We start from the raw sequence: 21,328 nt of genomic DNA, 5'->3' as shown, positions 1-21,328 counted from the left end.
CCTTCAACCTTCAACCTTCAACCTTCAACCTTCAACCTTCAACCTTCAACCTTCAACCTTCAACCTTCAACCTTCAACCTTAACTCTCAATAGCTTTAAACAGCAAATCCTTAAGTTCTAATAAGTTTTTTTGTGCTACAGATGATATAAAAATAGATGGGATATTTGGCAGGTCCTGCTTCATTTCATCCATTAATTCTTCATCCAACATATCAGACTTGGTAATGGCTAAAACATGGGGTTTTTGCATTAATTCAGGGTTGTAAGATAACAACTCACTCTTTAAAATCTCATATTCTTCTCTGATGGTTCTACTGGTATCGGCAGGAACCATAAATAATAAAACAGAGTTACGTTCGATATGACGCAGGAAGCGGTAACCTAAACCTTTTCCTTTTGATGCACCTTCGATAATACCAGGAATATCGGCCATTACGAAAGACTTTCCTCCTCTGTAACTCACGATTCCTAGATTGGGTACAATGGTTGTGAATGGATAATCTGCAATTTCTGGCTTTGCAGCCGATACAACAGATAGCAAAGTAGATTTACCCGCATTCGGGAAACCAACCAAACCTACATCGGCCAAAACTTTTAATTCGAGAATATTCCAAACTTCCTGCCCTGACTCTCCTGGTTGAGCAAAGCGTGGAGTTTGCTGCACTGAATTTTTAAAGTGAGCATTTCCTAAACCTCCACGACCACCAGCGGTTAGAATTTTGGTTTCGCCATCTTTTGTAATTTCAAAAAGCACCTCCCCTGTCTCCGCATCTTTGGCAATAGTTCCTAGCGGAACTTCCAAAATTTCATCCTGACCTTGTTTACCGAATTTATGAGAGCTTCCGCCGGCACCACCATCTTGAGCAATAATATGCTTGCGGTATTTAAGGTGTAATAATGTCCAAATGTGTATGCTTCCTTTAACGATGATATGACCACCACGGCCGCCATCGCCACCATCAGGACCACCCATTGAGGTTAAAATATCACGATGCAAATGTGCTGAACCTGCTCCGCCTTTACCAGAACGGCAACAAATTTTAACATAATCTACGAAATTAGAACCCTGCGACATAGTATTTACGATTTTAGATTGACGATTTTAGATTAAAAAACCGACAAATGTTTTTTGTATTTTTTTGTTCTCTGATTTTTGATTTGCAAAAATCGCTAAAAAACAAACATCCGCAAAAAACAACTAATGCTATTTTTGCGGATGTTATTATTTTTAAATTATATAATTTAAAACTGATCGATTACAGCGCAAAGATCAGTATAAACATTTTCTATTTCACCTATTCCATTTACCTTTTTCAACTTACCCTGCTCCTCATAATAAGGCAATACATGGATTGTTTTTTCAAAGTATTCTGAAATGCGTTTCTTTAATTTTTCCGCATCATCATCCGGACGGCCACTAACTTTATGACGTTCGGCAATGCGTTTTGTCAATTCTTCCTGATCAACATCTAAAGCAATTACACCAGCAATTTTGCTGCCTTTACGCTCTAAAAACAAATCAAGTTCTATAGCCTGAGGAACCGTACGTGGAAAACCATCAAACACAAAACCTTTTGCATCAGGATTTTTATCCACCTCTTCTTCAAGCATGGCAATTGTAATCGCATCTGGAACCAATTCTCCATCTGCCAATAATTGACTTACTTTTTTTCCTAATTCTGTTTCGCCTTTTACGTGTGCTCTAAAAAGATCGCCTGTTGAAACATGTACCAACTGATATTTTGAAATCAGCTTTTCAGATTGGGTGCCTTTACCCGCCCCTGGAGGGCCAAAGAGAACTAAATTAAGCATTAACGTGGTTTAGGTTGTCTTTAAAATAAAAAAGTCTTGTTATAACGACTTAAACTAATCATGAAAACCACACAAAGTGTTGCCTTTCAAGGCTGCAAATATATAATTATTAATTTAGATGAGTTTTATAATCGGCAATTTATTTGAAAAACCAACCAGTTTAAAAACTATCTAAATTATTTTAAGAAGAATGTTAGGTTTTATTTACTGTTTACCTAATTTTCTAATTAGTCAATACATTTTATCAAAATAAATGATTAAAATTTTCACAATGCCAATGAGATTATTAAACAAAAAGAATACTCTGAAATAAATTACACCTCAATGCATTACATTCAATTGCAACAGATAGACATTAAAATATTATTTAGATCTGATTCTCTTTTTATAATCTCACTATGGTATTAAATTGGCCTTACGGAGGGAATCAAACAAATCATAAAATGCATCCTCGGTATTTTGAAATATTAAAAACCCCATCTTTCTACTTTTCGACATATCAGTCATTACTTCTATTGGTCTGCCAAGATCAAGATCTGTATGCCATGCAGATGCCAAACGACTCAAATCTGTTTCATTCAATTTATATTTTTCAGCAATATTTGCCCAAATCTCTACATCATTAGCCATCTCTTTCTCCAGAGGCTGGATAGTACCTTCAAAACCTACCGATTCGATTTCAAAATAATCAGCCAAACGATTCCATAATCTACTCCAACGAAAAACATCGCCATTTACAACATTAAAAGCTTCATTCTTTGCTTCTTCTGTGGTTGATGCCCAAATTAAATGGGCGGCCAAAACTTTCGCATCAGTTACATCTGATAATCCATTCCACTGTGCTGCCGAACCTGGCCATCTAAACTTACGCCCTGTTTCCTTACAAATGGTGGCATAAACTGCTAATGTTGTGCCTAAATTCATAGCGTTACCCACTGCCTGGCCGATAACGGTGTGCGGTCTGTGGATGCTCCAGGTAAAACCATCACGATGCGCAGCTTCATAAACTTCATCTTCTTGAGCATAATAGAAATTTTCTATATTTAAGCGGGGGTGTTCCTCTCTCAAAGGTGTTTCAGGTAGAAATCCATCTTGAGCATAGGCTTCAAACGGACCTAAATAATGTTTTAAACCTGTAACCAAAGCTACATGTTCAACCGATTTATGTATAGATAAAACATCAAGAAGGTTACGAACCATCAAACTATTAACCCTTATATTTTCTGCCTCGGTATCATTTCTCATCCAGGTTGTAATGTATACATGTGTTGGTTTTATTTCTGCTAAACCCACCTTTAGGCTATCAATATCTAAAAGATCAGCTATCACTGGTTTAAGGCCTTTAATCCCGAGGTTAGGGTTTCGGGCTAAACCATAAGTATTCCATCCCTCATTAATTAGACTTATTGCTAAATTACTTCCGGTGATACCACTTGCTCCTACTACTAATGCAATTTTACTCATCCTTATATTTCCTTATTTGAAATTCAAAATTACCTTGACAGAAATTTACAGCACTTGATATGCATCAAGAAATACGATTGATCTAAATCAATATGCAGTCGGCACAACCAAAATTTTATATTTGTTCTTTAAATAACAATTAAATGATCAATGTTCTTTTCAATCATATAGAAGAAAAAGTTTCACTTAGCAGTGATGATAAGTTATTGATAGAAAAATTCTTTTACCCTAAAAAGTTGAGGAAAAAACAATATTTACTTCAAGAAGGAGATGTTTGCAGGGATATAGTTTTTGTTGCAAAGGGTTTGTTAAGAACTTACAATATTGATGAAAAAGGCAATGAACACATGAGTTTGTTCGGCTGGGAAGGTTGGTGGCTATCAGATTTTAACAGTTTCCTTTCTGGCGAACCTGCGATTTTTAATATAGATGCAATTGAAAATTCGGAATTGCTAACGCTGTCGAGAAACCATTATGAAGAATTAACATTGGCTGTTCCAATTATGGACCGTTATTTTCGGATACTTTATCAAAATAGTTTGGTAACCAAAGAACGGAGACTAATGAGCACGATTACACATAGTGCTGAAGAACGTTACCTTCAATTAACAGCATCAAACCAGCAAATTATTGAGCGGATTCCTCAAAACTTAATTGCTTCTTATTTGGGAATCGCTCCCGAAACATTGAGCAGAATTAAGAAAAACCTGTTATCGAAAAAATAAGCAGGATTGAATTAATCATCCAGCATTTGAAAATTATTAAATAAAAAAAATGGAGTTAAATCAAAATGATTTAACTCCATTTAGTGCACTAGAAGGGACTACAATTGAACAATTAATACCTTTGCTTATGTTGTTTAATTCTGTAGACAAAAAATAAAAAAGCTATTAATGACCCTGTTAAGCACATTTATATAACTTCATAGCTTTTACTGCTGGTTGTAAGCGAATCATTTTTTTTAATTTTAAGACGACTATCAAATCATGGATTTCAGTCGAATATATTTCTGTAGAAGTAAAAGTGAGCTTAATTGAACAATCACTAAAGCCACTATTTCATCTTGTAATATTTAGATTAAGCAAATTAGCTAGAATTAATTTAGTTGCCGCCCTGCCTGGACACACCAAATTATTTGACCCCATCTCACCAATCTTTAATTCTTGTAGACTTATTGATAAACATGTTGTTACCAGAAAAATATTTTTGGTGAGAAGGGGTTATTGGCTTCGGTTTATCCACTCCAGCACCAAAAAACATTTTGTTATCCAACGAGCAAATTGCCCACCATTTTCCAGTTCTGGCCGTCTCAAGATTTTCAAAAAACAGCATTTGTTCCTTAGCTGACTCTAATGTCTGATAGCTTATCCCATAGTATTTTATTAAGTCGGGATCTGAAAGTCCTTTGAAAATATTCTCAAGGTCATTTACATTAAAAGACCGTAACAAAAGTCTTTCGTCTTAACCCCTGAATATTCTGATTTTACCATCTCCATTAACAATGAACCTTAAAGATATTAATTATTACTAATCTGTTGTTGGAACTCCCAAAAGGTCACCCATATCAAGAAAAGGTGGATTTTTGATAGGATTAAATCTAAAATACAAAGTTCTTTTCAAAAAACGAACTTTTAATTTGCCATTTCAGTTTATCATTTACTCATTATCAAAAACTAAAAATTGAATTCGATTAATGAAATGAGTTTATGATGATATTGGGAAAAAGCAGAGTACAGTAGGACAATAGTAGGCGACTCTGCGAACTATAAAATTCTCAAGTCCTACCTCGTGAAACTTATTAAATAATCAGGGAATAATTATAAGCCTGCCAGTTCTATTTATACCGATACTTCGGTAGGTGGATACCCAAAATGCTTTTTAAAAGCGAATGAAAAGTGAGAAAGATTTTCAAACCCTGTTTCCATGTAGATCTCAGCAACTTTTTTATCTTTTTTGGCCAAATGGAAATGGGCTAATTCCAGACGCTTTCTTGTGAGCCAGCGCTGTGGAGTTGTCTTAAAGGCTTTTTTAAAATCTCGGATAAAAGTCGAAAGGCTTCGACCACTCAGATAAGCAAATTTCTCAAGTGGCATATTAAATTTAAAATGTTTTTCCATGAAATCGACCAGGTTAATCTTGCCAGGTTCGGAGAAATCACTTAAAATATTATCTATGTTAGGCTCAATAAATCTTAGGATAGCTATCGCCTCCTCCAGCTTAAGTTTCGCTATATTTTCAGGAAGTTTATTTTTAAGATCAAAGTATGGTCTCACTGACGAAAAGAGACTTTCCAGAAGCGGATGTTTAGCGAGGATTCTCACAGATGTATCAGGATAGGCTAAAAAATTGGGCATTTCATTGGCATAGAATGGTTTTAAATGGGCAACAGTTAAGCGGAAAACTACTGATTCATAGGGTTGGTCGTTTTTCGGATATTTGATAACGGTTGAAATTTGATTTCTTGGGAAAACCAACATGCTTCCTTCCTCAAAGATATAGGTGCGATCCGCCTGTACTACCTTCATTTCACCAGAAACCATGTACACCAAAGAATGAAATTCAAAACTAAGATCGTCTTTAAACATTTCTTCTTCCTTAACCGTCCAAACTAAGTCTGTGAATTTGCTGAAGTTTTGATTTGCCATCTCAATAAATTAAGTAATTGCCTTTTGATCCTGAATTGCTTCAAAGATCAAAAGATTTTTAAGATTTCTAACTTAAGAAAGTACAACAACTACCTTCCCTTTAGTAGCATGGGTTTCTACCTGTAGGTGTGCCGTTATAAGTTTCTTCGAGTGAAAAGGTTTGGGAAATGTGCGATTTGATCGCTCCTGACTCCAATAATGACCTGATCGCTTCTACATCTCCCTGGTGATCGGTAGTATCTGTCACATTCATTCTTCTAACTATGACATTCTTCTTCTTTTTTGCTTGCTCTATAAATTCTTCAGTTGGATGGACCATTAGACTTAAAAGTGTCCCACCAGATTTCAATGCTTGAATGCCACGGCCAATATGTGATTCATCCTGCCTCCAGACTGCATCATGTACTAAATCTGCATCTGTAACCAAATCCTCAAAATTAGTGGTTTTGTAATCAATAAACTCGTCAGCACCTAAACCGAGCACAAATTCTCTGTTTTCTTCAGAAGCTATTCCAATTACATAAGCGCCAAGGTGTTTTGCAATCTGCACTGCATAATGGCCGACACCACCTGATGCACCAGTGATTACTACCTTGTCTCCTTTTTTAATCTCGCCATATCTAACCAGCGAAACATATGCAGTTTGTGCTGCCATAGTTGCTGCAGCAGCTTCCTGGAAACTTATGTTGGAAGGCTTTTTTGCAAGATCAGATTCCGGTGCGCTGACGTACTCGGCATAGCCTGCACCTGCTCCAAGGAACTTAACCATCCCAAATACTTCGTCTCCCTCTTTGAATCTGGTAACATCCTTTCCTGTTTTAATTATTATACCTGCAATATCCCAACCTAATATAACGTAAGGTTCGGTTGGCTCACCAAGACTGATAAATGTCCAAAGTTAATTGCTCTTTTTTTTTGAGCTTACCTATTAAAAATTTTTTCAAACGATTGAAAAAGTATTCAATCTCTCCGATAGCACTATTGATACATAACCAACAGGATAGAACAGGATGGATCAGCAGTTAAAAAAACGTAAAATCGTATAAGCATTTAACCAAATATACTTCAATTTTAAGACCTGTTTTTGTTTCATTCTGAGGGAACAATGCAACTTAATCTTCCAAAAAAAAGCTTTTAATGAAAAGAATTGTTCTAGCATGTTTACTCCTAGCCTCTTTATTTGGTTTTGCCCAACAGAAAAACAAGCAGCTTATCGAAAAACCCTTATATAGAGATCCAATCTACGATGGCGCTGCTGATCCTGTAGTCATTTGGAATAAAAATGAAAAGAAATGGTTTATGTTTTACACGAACAGAAGGGCAAATGAAAAAAATCTGGATGGAATTAGCTGGGTTCATGGAACTAGGATTGGCATTGCCGAATCTAAAGATGGTGTAAAATGGAATTATCGCGACACTTGCGACATTCAGTACCGCCTTACCGATTATACGCATTGGGCACCTGAAGTAATTGAAAATAAAGGAACTTATCACATGTACCTTACCTATGTACCCGGTGTTTTCAAAGATTGGCGTCATCCAAGATACATCGTACACCTAACCAGTAAAAATCTCATCAACTGGAAATTCGAATCTAAATTACCACTTGCTTCTGATCGATGTATTGATGCCTGCGTTTTCAAACTTCCTGGCAACCAAGGCTGGAGAATGTATTACAACAATGAAATGGCTGGAAAATCCATTTTTTATGCTGATAGTAAAGATTTGTATCACTGGGAAGATAGCAGCAAGCGAATTGTTGGTGACAAAGGCTGCGAGGGCCCAAAGGTTTTCTATTGGAAAAACACCTATTGGATGATTGTGGATAACTGGAAGGGGCTTGGCGTTTATTCTTCTACTGATTTATTAAACTGGAAACGTCAGGAGAAAAACATTCTGCAAGAACCTGGAAAAGGTAAAGATGATGGCGTAATGGGCGGACATTGCGATGTGTTGGTAAACAACGGAAGAGCTTACGTTTACTATTTTACCCATCCAGGCAAAACACCCGAAAACAAAGGAATTGATAATTATACCACAAGAAGAAGTTCTATTCAAATGGCTGAACTGAAATATAATAATGGCGAAATTTCTTGCGACAGGGATGAACCACTTAATCTGAAACTCAAACACTAACCAAATATAAATGAAGCACCTATACCTTATTGTTTTTTGTAGCCTGTTAACTCTAAATCTTCATGCTCAAAACGCTCGTAAAACTTACAATTTTAATCCCAGTTGGAAACTTTTTGTTGGGGATAATGATAATGCAGCGGCTATTGATTTCGATGATAAAGAATGGAAATCCATTACCTTACCACATGCATGGAATGAGGATGAGGCATTTAAGAAATCAATTGAACAATTATCTACAGGAATTGCCTGGTATCGCAAGCATTTTAAGGTTGCTAATGCTAAAGATCGAAAGGTATTTCTAGAATTTGAAGGTATCAGACAGGCTGGAGAATTTTATTTAAATGGAAAATTTATTGGTCGCCATGAAAATGGTGTTACTGCTTTTGGTTTCGACATCAGCGACCTAATTGATCCAGAAAAAGACAATGTGCTGGCCGTGAGAATTGATAACGCCTGGAATTATAAAGAAAAAGCCACTAACTCCGGTTACCAATGGAGCGATAAAAATTTCAATGCCAACTATGGTGGCATTTCAAAGAATGTTCGTTTACATGTAACTGGTAAAATTTATCAAACCCTACCCCTTAACGCATTGTTAAAAACAACTGGAAATTACATCTACGCTAAGGATTTTAACATTGCGGGTAAAAGTGCTGTAGTGGTTTCTGAATCAGAAATTAAAAACGAGACGAGTGAAACTAAGAAAGTTCAATATGAAGTAGAGATCATTGATGCTGAAGGCAAAAGCATTAAAACATACAGTTCATCCATTCAGGATATTGCACCGGGTAATACCGCAACCTTAAATGCAGAATCATTGGTGAATGGTCTGAATTTTTGGAGCTGGGGTTATGGTTATCTCTACACCGTGATTTCACGTTTGAAAGTAGATGGCACTACAGTTGACGAGTTAAAAACCAAAACAGGTTTTAGAAAAGGAGAATTTAAAAACGGGATGGTTTATTTGAATGATCGTGTTTTGATGATGAAAGGTTATGCCCAGCGCACCAGCAATGAATGGCCTGCAATTGGCCTATCTGTACCAGCGTGGTTAAGCGATTACAGCAACGGCCTGATGGTGGAAAGCAATGCAAATCTGGTGCGTTGGATGCATATTTCTCCATGGAAACAAGATGTTGAATCATGCGATCGTATGGGTCTAATTCAAGCAATGCCAGCAGGCGACGCGGAGAAAGATGTTACCGGAACCCGATGGGATCAGCGTAAATCTGTAATGACCGATGCCATTATTTATAACAGAAATAATCCAAGTATTTTATTTTATGAATGTGGAAACGAATCCATCAGTGCAGCCCACATGGCTGAAATGAAAGCCATTCGTGATTTGTATGATCCAAACGGAGGAAGAGCAATCGGATCAAGAGAAATGTTGGATATTCCTGCTGCCGAATATGGTGGAGAAATGCTCTACATCAACAAAAGTGCAACAAAACCTTTATGGTCTATGGAATATTCCAGAGATGAAGGGTTGCGTAAATATTGGGATGAATTCTCTCCTCCTTTTCATAAAGACGGTGCCGGACCATTATACAAAGGCGCTGATGCAAGCACTTACAATAGAAACCAAGATACGCATGCGATAGAAAATGTGGTAAGGTGGAATGAATATTACAAAGAACGACCAGGAACGGGTACCAGAGTAAGTTCTGGAGGTGTAAACATCATTTTCTCTGATTCTAATACGCATTACCGTGGCGAAGAAAACTATCGCCGTAGCGGAGAAGTTGATCCAATGAGAATTCCAAAGGATGGATTTTTTGCCCATAAAGTAATGTGGGATGGTTGGGTTGATGCAAAAAAAACAGGCATTCATATTATCGGTCACTGGAATTACAAAGCCGGAACAAAGAAAAATGTTTATGTGATTGCTTCTGGAGAAAAAGTTCAACTTTTTCTTAATGGAAAATCATTGGGTTTTGGAACTAAGCGAGATGGCTTTTTGTTTACCTTCAAAGATGTCGCTTATCAGGCTGGTGTTTTAACGGCAGTTTCTTACGATAACAAAGGTCTTAAATCAGCTGAAAAACAATTAAAAACCGCTGGAGAACCGGCAGCTATAAAATTAACCAAAATGCAACATCCAACAGGATTTAAAGCTGATGGTGCTGATTTGGTTTTGGTGCAGATTGAAGTTGTGGACGCCGCTGGAAATCGTAGTCCTATTGCTTTAAACATGATCAACTTTGAGGTTTCCGGCCCTGCTGAATGGCGTGGTGGTTTGGCGCAAGGTCCTGACAACTATATTTTGTCAAAACAATTACCTGTAGAAGGTGGTGTCAATCGGATATTGATCAGATCAACTACAACGCCGGGTAAAATCAACATTACGGCAAAATCAACTGGTTTAAAATCAGCAACAATTGAATTGACAACACTTCCCGTTAGCATTCAAAACGGCTTATCTTCTCAATTTCCTGCTGATGGTTTAAAACCTAGTTTAAAGCGAGGTGCAACGCCTGCAGCACAGACTTATCAGATCAGCAGAAAAGCAATAAAAATTGTGGCTGCTACAGCTGGTGCCAATTCGGATAAAGCCAGTTTAAGTTTTGATGATAATGAACTAAGCGATTGGGTTAACGATGGAGATTTGAATACTGCATGGATCAAATATAATTTGGAAAAAGAAACCACAGTAACAGAGGTAGAACTCAAAGTAAATGGATTCAGAACAAAGGCTTATCCAATCAGAATTTTGGTTGATGACAAAGAAGTTTTCAAAGGAAATACTATTCCTAGTCTGGGTTATTTCACAGCCATTTGCAAGCCAACTAAAGGTAAAACGGTAACCATCCAATTACTGGGTTCGGGTAAAGAAACCGCCGAAAGTGGTAAAATTGGGGTTGAGGTAAATGGAAAAAAATTAGATGACGGCATTGAAAGAGCAGAAATCAAGTCAAAGGGTGGTTTGAGCATTATCGAAACTGAAATTTACGAGGCTAAATAACAATCACTATAAATTAAAGCTTGCCTACTATGAATGTTAGAATAAAATTAAGTTTCATTTTCATACTTTGTTGCGTTTTCCATTCACTTGGCAAAGCACAAGATAAGGCAGATATTACCGTAAATTTTGATAATAAAGTTTCGGAAATGAAACCTATTTGGGCATGGTTTGGCTACGACGTGCCCAATTATACTTACATGAAAGATGGGCAGAAACTGCTCACAGACATTTCCAAATTAAGTCCTGTTCCTGTTTATGTGAGGGCACACAACCTCCTCACTTCGGGCGATGGAACACCAGCATTGAAATGGGGTTCAACCACTGTTTATACAGAAGACGAACAAGGAAATCCTGTTTACAATTGGACTATTGTTGATCGTATATTCGACACCTACATCAAACGAGGGATGAAACCTTTAGCACAAATTGGTTTTATGCCAGAAGCATTATCTACAAAACCCCAACCCTACCAACACAAATGGAAACCCGGAACCCGATATGAAGAGATTTTAACTGGATGGGCTTATCCACCGAAAGATTATAAAAAATGGGGCAACCTGGCGTATGAGTGGGTAAAACATTGCGTGGAACGATATGGAAAGAAAGAAGTGGAAAGCTGGTATTGGGAGGTTTGGAACGAGGCTGATGGTGCCTATTGGAAAGGTACTCAAGCAGAATTTTTCAAGCTGTATGACTATGCAGCAGATGGCGTGAAACGGGCATTGCCTACGGCCAAAATTGGTGGTGCAAATGTAACCGGTGGTGGAAGCAGATACCTTGATGCTTTTATCAAACACTGTTTAACTGATACAAATTATGTAACAGGCAAAATAGGGTCTCCGCTAGATGCCGTTTTATTTCATGCCAAAGGCTCGCCAAAAGTGGTTAATGGAGCAGTAGTTATGAATTTACGCACCGAGCTACGTAATGTAGAAGCTAACTACAAAGTGATTAATAGGTATCCTCAAATAAAAAACATCCCTGTTATTATTGGAGAGTTCGATCCGGAAGGTTGTGCAGATTGCGGAATGGCAACCAATCCGGAAAATGCTTACCGAAATGGCACCATGTATTCAAGCTACACCGCAGCTTCGTTTGCAAGACTTTATGAATTAACAGATAAATACAATATCAATTTACTTGGAGCAGTGAGCTGGTCGTTTGAGTTTGAAAATCAACCTTGGTTTGCAGGATTTAGAGATTTGGCGACAAATGGAGTGAACAAACCTGTTTTAAACGTATTTAAAATGTTTGGCATGATGATTGGAAATCGCGTTGAGGCGACCAGCAACAAAATGTATCCTTTACAAACGGTATTGGATTCTAGCATTCGAAAACAAACTGCTGACATTGGTGTGTTGGCAGCAAAATCTCAAAACACCTCCACAGTGATGATATGGAATTATCACGATGAAGATAAAAAAGGAAATATCGACACGGTAAGCCTCTCATTAAAAGGTTTAAACAAAAGCTCAGTAACCATCACCCGATATTTAATAGATGATGAAAACAGCAATTCTTATGAAGTCTGGAAAAAAATGGGCTCACCGCAATCGCCATCATCTGCACAAATCCGTGAATTAGAGAAATCCAGCCAGCTAAAATCAATTGGTAAATCCATAAAATTCAATCCAAATCAAGGCTCGTTTCAGTTTGAATTAAGCAGACAAGGCGTAACATTATTGAGCATAAAATGATGAAGAGAAATAAAAAATTTAGTTTGATGATCTTGTTTTTATTAGTTATTGCATTTTGCCAAAACATTAATCAGGCAGAAGCGCAAACCAATAACATCAAAAATGACTCATTTTGGAAAACAAAAGATGGAGCGCCAATTTATAGTCAGGGCGGCGGTATTTTCCAGTTTATCGATTCCCAATCTGGCATAAAGAAATATTTTTGGTACGGCGTAAAATATGCTGAAGCAGAACTTTATCGCAATGATCCTTCTGTCACTTATCCAAATGCGACCTTTGAATCGGTAACGTGCTACAGTTCTACAGACTTAACAAATTGGACCAGCGAAGGTGATGTTTTGACTAAAAGTGAAATTAGCAGAGTACCGAAAACCTGGTTAGGTCGTTTGGGTGTTGCTTATATTAAAGAGCTTAAAAAGTACGCCATGTTTGTTCAGCATGGCAACCAAGTATTAATTACTACTGCCGATACTCCAAATGGACCTTTTACTTGGCACCAAAGAATTGACATGGAACCCATGATTGGAACTCCCAATACAGGCGACCAAACGGTTTTTACGGATGATGATACCGGGAAATCTTATCTGGTTTATTCCTACGGTAGAGGTCGTAATAAAATTTACATATCTGAAATCGGTGTTAAAGATGGAAAAATAAACCTTCTTGATTGTACCGAGATTTTTAAAGGCGAAAGTAGAGAAGGTAATTGCATGTTCAAATACAAAGGCAAATATTACATGTACGCCTCCAATATATATGGCTGGGATGGCTCATTGGCTTATTACCTAGTAGCAGATGATATTAGAGGCCCGTATTTACCCACAAATAAAATGCTTGTAACGGCTGGAAGTGAGGATGATTATGCACATATTTCACAAACAGGTTTCTTTGTAAATGTTAAAGGAACAAAGAGGGAAACTGTTATTTTTTGTGGCGATCGCTGGTCGGACTTTGCCGGAAATGGGTTAGGATACAATCAGTGGTGCCCAATGTCATTTAATGGAAGTACTCCCCATTTCAATTCACTTCATTCGTGGAATTTAGATGCAAAAACGGGTTATTGGACTATCGCTTCAGACAATGATTATGTTAAAAACGGAAGTTTTGAAGCTGATAGAAGACGTATTCCAAGTGAGGTAAAACCACTACAATTGGTACTTACAGGCTGGAATACGCAAATTATAACGGGTAATAAAGTAAGTTTAGACAGTTTAACTTCTCCAAACCTAAATCATTTTAACACAACCGCTGAACGGAAAATCGTGGTCGGCGAAAAGAGTTTAAACATTAGCGATAAAATAAATTTCAAACGAAAAGTTTCACAATTGATTTCTTCATCAAATCAGGTAAAACTAACGGATGGGCTTTACAACTTAACTGCAAAAGTGAAAAACAGTACCGGTTTCAATAACCTGGAGCTTTATGCTTTTAGCAATAATAAAAAATTCAGCATGCATTTTGAAACCGAGAATAAGAATTGGAAAAACATTATGCTAAAGAATATTAAAATATTAAATGGTAAAGTAGAAATTGGATTTAGTGCCGACGGAAAAGCAAATGCATTTTGTTTGGCTGATGATGTTACACTGGTAAAGGTAAAATAATGGCTAACTATAAATTAATCATTTTCATCTCAGCAATCTTAATTGCACAATGGGCAAACATTTTTGCGCAACAAGCTGGAAACACTAATGCGATATATTCCGGACTGGCTTGGTATGACCAGAACGGAAAAGTGGTAAGCGCCCATGGAGCGAATATTGTTATGAAAAATGGTAAATTTTATTTATTTGGAGAGGTACATAGCGATACCAGCAATGCATTTGCGGGCTTCAATTGTTATTCATCGAAAGATCTATACAACTGGAAATTTGAAAGCATGGCGCTTCCTGTTCAAAAGAATGGAAAGCTAGGACCAAATCGTGTTGGGGAAAGGGTAAAAGTAATGAAAAACCCTTCTTCTGGCGATTTTGTGATGTTTATGCATGTAGACACATTGGGTTATAAAGATCAATTTGTGGGTTATGCTACCGCTAAAAAAATTACTGGACCATATCAATTTAAAGGACCGTTACTTTTTAATGGTAAGCCAATAAAAAAATGGGATATGGGTACTTTTCAAGATCATGATGGAACGGGATATTTATTGACTCACGGTGGTATGATTCATCAGTTGAGTACGGATTACAAATCTATTATCGCAGAAACCAATCCAACCATTGCTACAGGCTTTGAATCTCCTACCCTTTTCCGGAAAAATGACACTTATTATTTTATTGGTTCGCATCTTACTTCATGGGAGAAAAATGACAATTATTATTTTACCGCAAAGTCGCTTTCTGGCCCGTGGACTGCCCGTGGATTACTGGCACCTAAAGACAAATTAACCTGGAATTCACAATCCACATTTGTATTAAAAATCGAAGGAACTAAAGACACCACTTTCATGTTTATGGGCGATAGATGGTCTTTTCCGAAGCAACATTCTGCTGCCACTTATGTGTGGCAACCCATCACGTTTACAGGCGATTCCATTTCCATTCCTCAATATTTGAATGCCTGGACTGTAAACTTAAATACAGGCGCAGCCAATACAATACGCTTAAATCACAAAATCTTATTACCAAACAATAAGCAAATCAGTTATTCGGGTAACTGGAAAAGTTCCACAATCGATTCAATTCCAATAATCAGGTCTAATGATCCAAAAGCATTTTTATCATTTAAATTCAATGGAAAACAGATTGGGTTATATGCGTATCTTCTACCAGATAATGGTTACGCTAAAGTTGAAATACTCAATAATAAGGGCGAGGTCGTGGTCAAAAACATTATAGATCTCTATTCAAAATCTCCTATGTCTCAATTGGCTTTCCTGAGTCCAATATTGAATAAATCGGAGTATCAGTTGATCGTAACAGTTACTGGTGAAAGGCCAAATTGGTCTGATAAGCGAAAAACTTTATATGGAAGTACAGGTAATAACATTACAATCGCTAAACTAATTATTCTATAGTAGTCAAATGGATTTAAAGAAAATCATACCCACAATCATTTTTGCTTTCATCATTCATTATCAAGTGTTTGCCGATTTCATTTTTCGCAAAGGAGAAAATATAAGTGTCACAATCTCCAAAAATGAAGCAGAGGTTGTACATACCGCTCTTGATATTTTTGGTCGGGATTACCATACTGTATTCGGTGGCAATTTATCTAAAGGAACTAACTCCAGTATTTTTATAGGAACCCTTGGGAATGGAAATGTTGCAGAAAAAGAGATTGATCAAAAATCCCTTGATGAATTAAAATCACATTCTGAGGGCTACTTATTGTTCGTTAAAAACAATAAGATTTATGTTATTGGTAGCGACAAAAGAGGTACGGCTTATGGCATTCTTGAATTATCACGTCGCATAGGCGTTTCTCCATGGGAATGGTGGGCAGATTCATCAATTGCAAAACAAAATTCAGTATTACTCAAAAACGGTCTTCGATTAATCGAATACCCTTCGGTTGCACATAGAGGAATTTTTATAAATGATGAAGATTGGGGACTTACACCTTGGAGTTATCAAACCCATGAACCTTCAAAAATTAAAGGACAAATCGGCCCAAAAACACATGCCCGTATTTTCGAATTGCTACTACGTTTGAGAGCGAATGCTTTCTGGCCAGCCATGCATGATGTTTCAGTTGCTTTCTTTCAAACCCCAGGAAATAAAGAAATAGCGGATAAATACGGGATTATTGTGGGTGCATCGCATTGCGAACCCATGATGCGTAGTGCCAACACCGAATGGAAAATTGACGGCAAAGGCAACTATGATTATGTTAATAATAAAGAAAATGTATTGAGTTTTTGGGAAAGCCGTGTTAAGGAACTTAAAAATTCGGATAACATTTATACGCTTGGAATTCGTGGTGTGCATGACGGTAAAATGCAAGGTGCAAATACACTTCAGGAACAATTTGATGCCATTACTTCGATTTTTAAAGATCAGCGGGAGTTGATTGGAAAAAACCTAAACGCGGATGTGACTAAAGTTCCACAGGTTTTTATTCCATATAAGGAAGTGCTCGAAGTATATGACATGGGGCTAAAAGTTCCGGAGGACGTGACGTTGATGTGGACTGATGATAACTATGGCTATATCCGCCACTTCCCTACCGAAGCGGAGCGAAATCGCAAAGGGGGAAATGGCGTTTATTATCATATTTCATATTGGGGTCGGCCGCATGACTATCTTTGGCTGGCTACCAATCATCCTGCTCAAATTTACACTCAAATGAAGCTGGCTTACGATAAAGGTGCTAAAGACATGTGGATTTTAAATGTGGGCGATATTAAGCCTGGGGAATATTTAACTGAGCTTTTTTTGGATATGGCCTGGAATATCAACTCCATAGAAGACAATAAGGCAGGTCTGGATCAGCATTTGCAAAAATGGCTGGCCAGGGAATTTGGAAAACAAAATTCAACAGCATTGTTGGCAATAATGAATGAGTATTATCGCCTTGCTTACATTCGCAAACCCGAATTTATGGGTAACAGCCGCACAGAAGAAAAGGATCCAAAGTTCAAAGAAATATCGGACTTGCCGTGGAGTGAACAGGAAATCAGAAACCGCATAGCTGCGTACGGTAAAATTGCAGAAAAAGTTATTCAGTTGTCTAAAGTTATTTCTCCTGCAAAGCAAGATGCATGGTTTGAATTAGTTGAATATCCGATACGTGGTGCCGCAGAAATGAATAAGAAGATTTTGTATGGGCAATTGGCCAGACATGGCTTAGCGAAATGGTCTGACAGCGATGCCGCCTTTGACTCCATTGAAAAACTGACTGCAAAATATAATTCTCTAGCTAACGGAAAATGGAAAAACATGATGAATGCAAAGCCAAGAGATCTTGCCGTTTTTCAGAAATTAACTCAGATAAAATCGTTAGATCCGCTAAAAACATTCAATGTTCCATTTGCAACAATCAATGGAAATCAGTTTACAAAATTTGAGGGCAACAAACCGCTAGCACATGGCTTAGGATATGAAAGTGCAGCTGTAACCATCAAAAAAGGAGATCATGCGGTTTATGAATTTAAGAACCCTCAGGCAGATTCAGTAAGCATTGAAGTTTCGCTTGCGCCCAATCATCCTGTTGAAGGAAAATTGATTCGTTACGAAATTACAGTCGATGGACAAACTCCGCAGCAAGTGGATTATCATACTTATGATCGAAGTGAAGAATGGAAAAATAATGTACTCACTAATCAGGCAAAGCGAACGATCAAGCTGAAATTAGATGTTAACCGCCAATCTCATCTGGTAGCCATAAAAGCTTTAGATGAAGGTGTTATTGTTGATCAGATAAAAGTTTTCAAATAATTGGCCTACTTCTTAGATAAATATTTACTTAAAAAACCAATCATTACACTATCCATCTTGGCTGTTTCCATTTCTCCAAAATTGCCATGCTTTCCTCCTTTCACAATATACAATTGCGTGGGCGAACGCTGGCTTTTCAGCATTTGGTAAAGCGTTTCTGATTGCTGAATCGGTACTGTTTGATCCTGATCGCCGTGGATAAATAATGTCGGGATCTTATTTTTGGCAACATAATTTACTGGCGACAATGATTTGATAAAAGTTGTATCGTTCTTTTTATCAGCTAGCCATGCTGACGATGCACTTCTCGCATCGGTTGCCGGTTTCCAGGTCAACAAATCTGTTGGTCCGTATTTACTGATAATGGCAGCCACTTTAAATTTTCGTTTATTGTAAACTTTGCGCTGAGATTGTAAACCCGCAAGCAAAGCCAAGTGTGCACCAGCAGAGCCACCCATTAGCACCATTTTATTAACATCATAATTTAAAACTGTTGTATTTTTAATGAGATAATTGATGGCTTCATTTACATCTTCAATCGCTGCCGGTGCGGGATCCTGTTTGGCTAACCGATATTCAATATTTGCCACCGAATAGCCATGTTGAATAAAAACTTTAATCTTCTCGTATTCTGCCTCTTTATTCCCATGAACCCAGCCACCACCATGAATGTAAACAACCAGTGCTGCTTTCTTATTGATATTTTGCTGGTAAAAATCGAGTTTTCCCTCCCATCCGTTTTTTATCGTATAAACGATGTTCAGCTTTTGCAAAACATTTGTTGGCACCTGAGCCAAAACAGTATTAATCAATAAAATCAAGGCAACCATCACAACATTTTTTTTCATGGTAAAATTTATTTTTTTACCGCTATCGGTTCTCCATTTACCAAAACATTATCAAATTTCACATCATCATATTTATTTTTTAGCACTGGATTTTTGGTAGTAATATGAAGGTTTTTGAAAGCGAAATCAGAAAGTTTATCCAAAGGATTACCATTCATTTCGCCAAATTTATTGGCCTCAACTTTAATATTAGTCATTTTGATATTCCTGATCGTCCCAAATGGTTTCTCAGTACTTCCTGCTAAATCAAAAAATTGCTTCCAAGGATTTAAACTAATTACCGATCCACATTTACCAGTAATGTTATCAATAGTAATGTTTTCGTAAAGCTGAAAAGTATCTCCTCTCATTTTAAGGTTCAAAATAGGGCAATTGTTATCTACCACACAGTTGCGCAACGTAATATTCTTGGCATGTATGCATTCGCTTCCCAATGTTAAAACCGCATGGGCAATACCGAAAGTACAATTTTCAATTAAAACGTCTTCAACAATGCCGTTTTCAGGTAATTGGTAAGCGGTTGGTCCTTTGCCACCTTTAATGGCAATTGCATCATCGTTTACAGATATATAACAATTCCTGATTACTACATTTTTGCAAACATCCAGGTCGATTCCATCTGTACTTGGTGCAGGAATTGGCAAGTATGGAGAGCGTATGTAGGTGTTCTCCACCAGAATGTTGTTGCACTGGTAAAAATGTGTAGTCCAGAAACCTGCATTGCGCAATTTCACATTTTGAATTTTTACGTTATCGCTGCCCCAGATAAAAATTAATCTTGGTCTGCTCACTTCGAGATTGGTACTTTCTTTCCCAATTTTTCTTAGCGAATCACGATGGGTCCAAAATGTTCTCCAGAATTTTGATCCATTGCCGTTAATGGTGCCAGGTCCGGTTATATTGAAATCGTTTACCTGATAAGCATTAATGAGTGCCGCAAAATATTTCAAACTTCTGCCTTCCATCCTCGATGCAATAAAAGGATAGTTTTTGATGTCATCAGATCCCTTTAACACCGCTCCTTCTTGCAAAACGAGTTTTGTTTTTTTCTTAAAAAATAAAGCGCCGCTTAAAAAAGTACCTTTCGGGATAATAATTTCTCCACCACCTTTGGCAGCCGCACGGTCAATTACTTTTTGAATGACTTTGGTTTGAATGATATTGCTATCCGCTTTTGCACCAAATTTGGTAATGTCGTATTGTTGGGCATTCAGCTTGAAAACGCTGATCAATAATATTAAAACTAAAATATATTTCATACTTGGTTAGGAGCCTAATCATTAAGCCTTTCCCTCAAATATCCTTAAAGCAAGTATGAAATGCGTCCTGTAGTATCCTGCAACGAATAATTGTAAAAACTGACTTTGAGAACGGGCAACTTGCTACAGTACTTTACTGAGATAAATAGTTTTTAAACCTTTCGCTGCCACTTGATTTTGTCCATAGGTCAATTGTGTTTTATCTTTAATGATAGCTGATATAATCATGTAATTACTGGTCTGTTCTGCAATTGTCCAATTTTGAAATGAAGTAATGTCCTTATTCTCGATGAAAAGGGTTTTAGCCCCAAGCATATTCATTACTTTATAATCTGAAGTTTGCACATCTGCGTTAATATCATTGGAGAATTTAATCTGAAGATTATCAAATGCCCAGTAACTTTTAATCGCATCAGCAACAGTGTGACGCACAACAGCGCCAGAAGCATCATATAATATAATATCATAACCTCCTGTAGACCATTTTCCATTAATTATTTCATTGCCCTCGGAATCTTCGCCTTTCCTACAAGCCATTAAAGAGGAGATGAATACTAAAAATAAGATTGTGTATTTCATAATCATTAGTTAGATCATAAAATTAACTAATACGATGTAAATTAGCAAGTTAATAGACATTGTAATTTGAAATTCAGCAATAATTTTGAAACGAATGACGTATAGCTTGTGCTAAAATAAGAAAGGACAACCCATCCGGAATTGTCCTTTTTTCTAACCAAATATATACCTGTTATGAGTCAGATAATTTTTTAATGTTCAGCCTTTGCTGAACTTGAATTCCGTTTTTAAATTTTATAGTCTCTTTAATAATTTAAAGCTTGAAATGTTTTTATCCTTAACCTAATCGATTAATATTATTCACTCCATTTAGAATGTTTGGGTAATAATATACATCGATAACTAAGTAACTCGATATTTGTTATTGTTTCTTGAATATCTGGTTAAAAAGCCTTTGATTAGTGAGGATAACTTTAAATCATCAGCAGTTTTTAATGTTTAGACAAATTTAAATTATAGGCGTTGGTATAGCGTCCTGCACTGTTATTTATTTACTAATAAAAATAACATTTATATAGAAAAAATTTTACTATTTAATGCTCGTG

15 protein-coding genes are annotated in these 21,328 nt (G+C 37.0%); 7 read left to right on the top strand and 8 right to left on the bottom strand.

From position 1 onward, the window contains the following. Window positions 1-79 precede the first annotated feature (79 nt). The 3 genes from obgE to LUA91_RS06345 all read right to left on the bottom strand — a co-directional run bounded on the left by obgE (window position 80) and on the right by LUA91_RS06345 (window position 3,276). On the bottom strand, window positions 80-1,075 hold the full coding sequence (gene obgE / locus LUA91_RS06355) for a GTPase ObgE (protein ID WP_231425187.1): 996 nt from the start codon (window positions 1,073-1,075) through the stop codon (window positions 80-82). A 167-nt stretch (window positions 1,076-1,242) separates the two neighbouring features. Then, on the bottom strand, window positions 1,243-1,812 hold the full coding sequence (locus LUA91_RS06350) for an adenylate kinase (RefSeq protein ID WP_231425186.1): 570 nt from the start codon (window positions 1,810-1,812) through the stop codon (window positions 1,243-1,245). A gap of 396 nt (window positions 1,813-2,208) precedes the next feature. Continuing rightward, window positions 2,209-3,276: an SDR family oxidoreductase gene (locus LUA91_RS06345; protein WP_231425185.1), complete on the bottom strand. Its 1,068-nt coding sequence runs from the start codon at window positions 3,274-3,276 to the stop codon at window positions 2,209-2,211. A 143-nt stretch (window positions 3,277-3,419) separates the two neighbouring features. Between LUA91_RS06345 and LUA91_RS06340 the strand changes: the two genes are divergently transcribed. After that, window positions 3,420-4,001, top strand: coding sequence for a Crp/Fnr family transcriptional regulator (locus LUA91_RS06340; protein WP_231425184.1), 582 nt, complete (start codon window positions 3,420-3,422; stop codon window positions 3,999-4,001). 1,113 nt (window positions 4,002-5,114) lie between these two features. Here the strand turns inward: LUA91_RS06340 and LUA91_RS06335 are convergent. Next, a complete protein-coding gene (locus tag LUA91_RS06335; RefSeq protein ID WP_231425183.1) occupies window positions 5,115-5,921 on the bottom strand; it encodes an AraC family transcriptional regulator in 807 nt (268 codons plus the stop codon). A gap of 100 nt (window positions 5,922-6,021) precedes the next feature. After that, entirely contained in the window at window positions 6,022-6,576 is a 555-nt protein-coding gene (locus LUA91_RS06330; protein WP_231425182.1) for a zinc-binding dehydrogenase, read from the bottom strand. A gap of 482 nt (window positions 6,577-7,058) precedes the next feature. Between LUA91_RS06330 and LUA91_RS06325 the strand changes: the two genes are divergently transcribed. From LUA91_RS06325 to LUA91_RS06300, 6 genes are read left to right on the top strand one after another with little or no spacing between them, the layout of a single operon-like run. Beyond that, window positions 7,059-8,057 (top strand): family 43 glycosylhydrolase, encoded by a 999-nt coding sequence (locus LUA91_RS06325; RefSeq protein WP_231425181.1) that lies wholly within the window; start codon window positions 7,059-7,061, stop codon window positions 8,055-8,057. 10 nt (window positions 8,058-8,067) lie between these two features. Further along, entirely contained in the window at window positions 8,068-11,022 is a 2,955-nt protein-coding gene (locus tag LUA91_RS06320) for a DUF4982 domain-containing protein (protein WP_231425180.1), read from the top strand. Between the two features lie 29 nt (window positions 11,023-11,051). Further along, window positions 11,052-12,719 (top strand): beta-xylosidase, encoded by a 1,668-nt coding sequence (locus tag LUA91_RS06315; RefSeq protein ID WP_231425179.1) that lies wholly within the window; start codon window positions 11,052-11,054, stop codon window positions 12,717-12,719. After that, window positions 12,716-14,323: a family 43 glycosylhydrolase gene (locus LUA91_RS06310; RefSeq protein ID WP_231425178.1), complete on the top strand. Its 1,608-nt coding sequence runs from the start codon at window positions 12,716-12,718 to the stop codon at window positions 14,321-14,323. The genes LUA91_RS06315 and LUA91_RS06310 overlap by 4 nt, the downstream gene beginning before the upstream one ends. After that, window positions 14,323-15,735 (top strand): family 43 glycosylhydrolase, encoded by a 1,413-nt coding sequence (locus LUA91_RS06305; protein ID WP_231425177.1) that lies wholly within the window; start codon window positions 14,323-14,325, stop codon window positions 15,733-15,735. The genes LUA91_RS06310 and LUA91_RS06305 overlap by 1 nt, the downstream gene beginning before the upstream one ends. 7 nt (window positions 15,736-15,742) lie before the next feature. Next, a complete protein-coding gene (locus LUA91_RS06300) occupies window positions 15,743-18,097 on the top strand; it encodes a glycosyl hydrolase 115 family protein (protein ID WP_231425176.1) in 2,355 nt (784 codons plus the stop codon). A gap of 5 nt (window positions 18,098-18,102) precedes the next feature. On the opposite strand, the gene LUA91_RS06295 is transcribed toward LUA91_RS06300, so the two are convergent. The 3 genes from LUA91_RS06295 to LUA91_RS06285 all read right to left on the bottom strand — a co-directional run bounded on the left by LUA91_RS06295 (window position 18,103) and on the right by LUA91_RS06285 (window position 20,783). Then, complete coding sequence (locus LUA91_RS06295) at window positions 18,103-18,945, bottom strand: alpha/beta hydrolase (protein WP_231425175.1); 843 nt, start codon at window positions 18,943-18,945, stop codon at window positions 18,103-18,105. 8 nt (window positions 18,946-18,953) lie between these two features. Beyond that, window positions 18,954-20,204, bottom strand: coding sequence for a glycoside hydrolase family 28 protein (locus tag LUA91_RS06290; RefSeq protein ID WP_231425174.1), 1,251 nt, complete (start codon window positions 20,202-20,204; stop codon window positions 18,954-18,956). A 123-nt stretch (window positions 20,205-20,327) separates the two neighbouring features. After that, window positions 20,328-20,783, bottom strand: a complete 456-nt coding sequence (locus LUA91_RS06285) for a hypothetical protein (RefSeq protein ID WP_231425173.1) — start codon at window positions 20,781-20,783, stop codon at window positions 20,328-20,330. Window positions 20,784-21,328 lie beyond the last annotated feature (545 nt).

The sequence above is a fragment of the Pedobacter sp. Leaf250 genome (assembly GCF_920984735.1).
Classification (GTDB): domain Bacteria; phylum Bacteroidota; class Bacteroidia; order Sphingobacteriales; family Sphingobacteriaceae; genus Pedobacter.
This window is presented reverse-complemented; position numbering and strand designations above follow the sequence as displayed.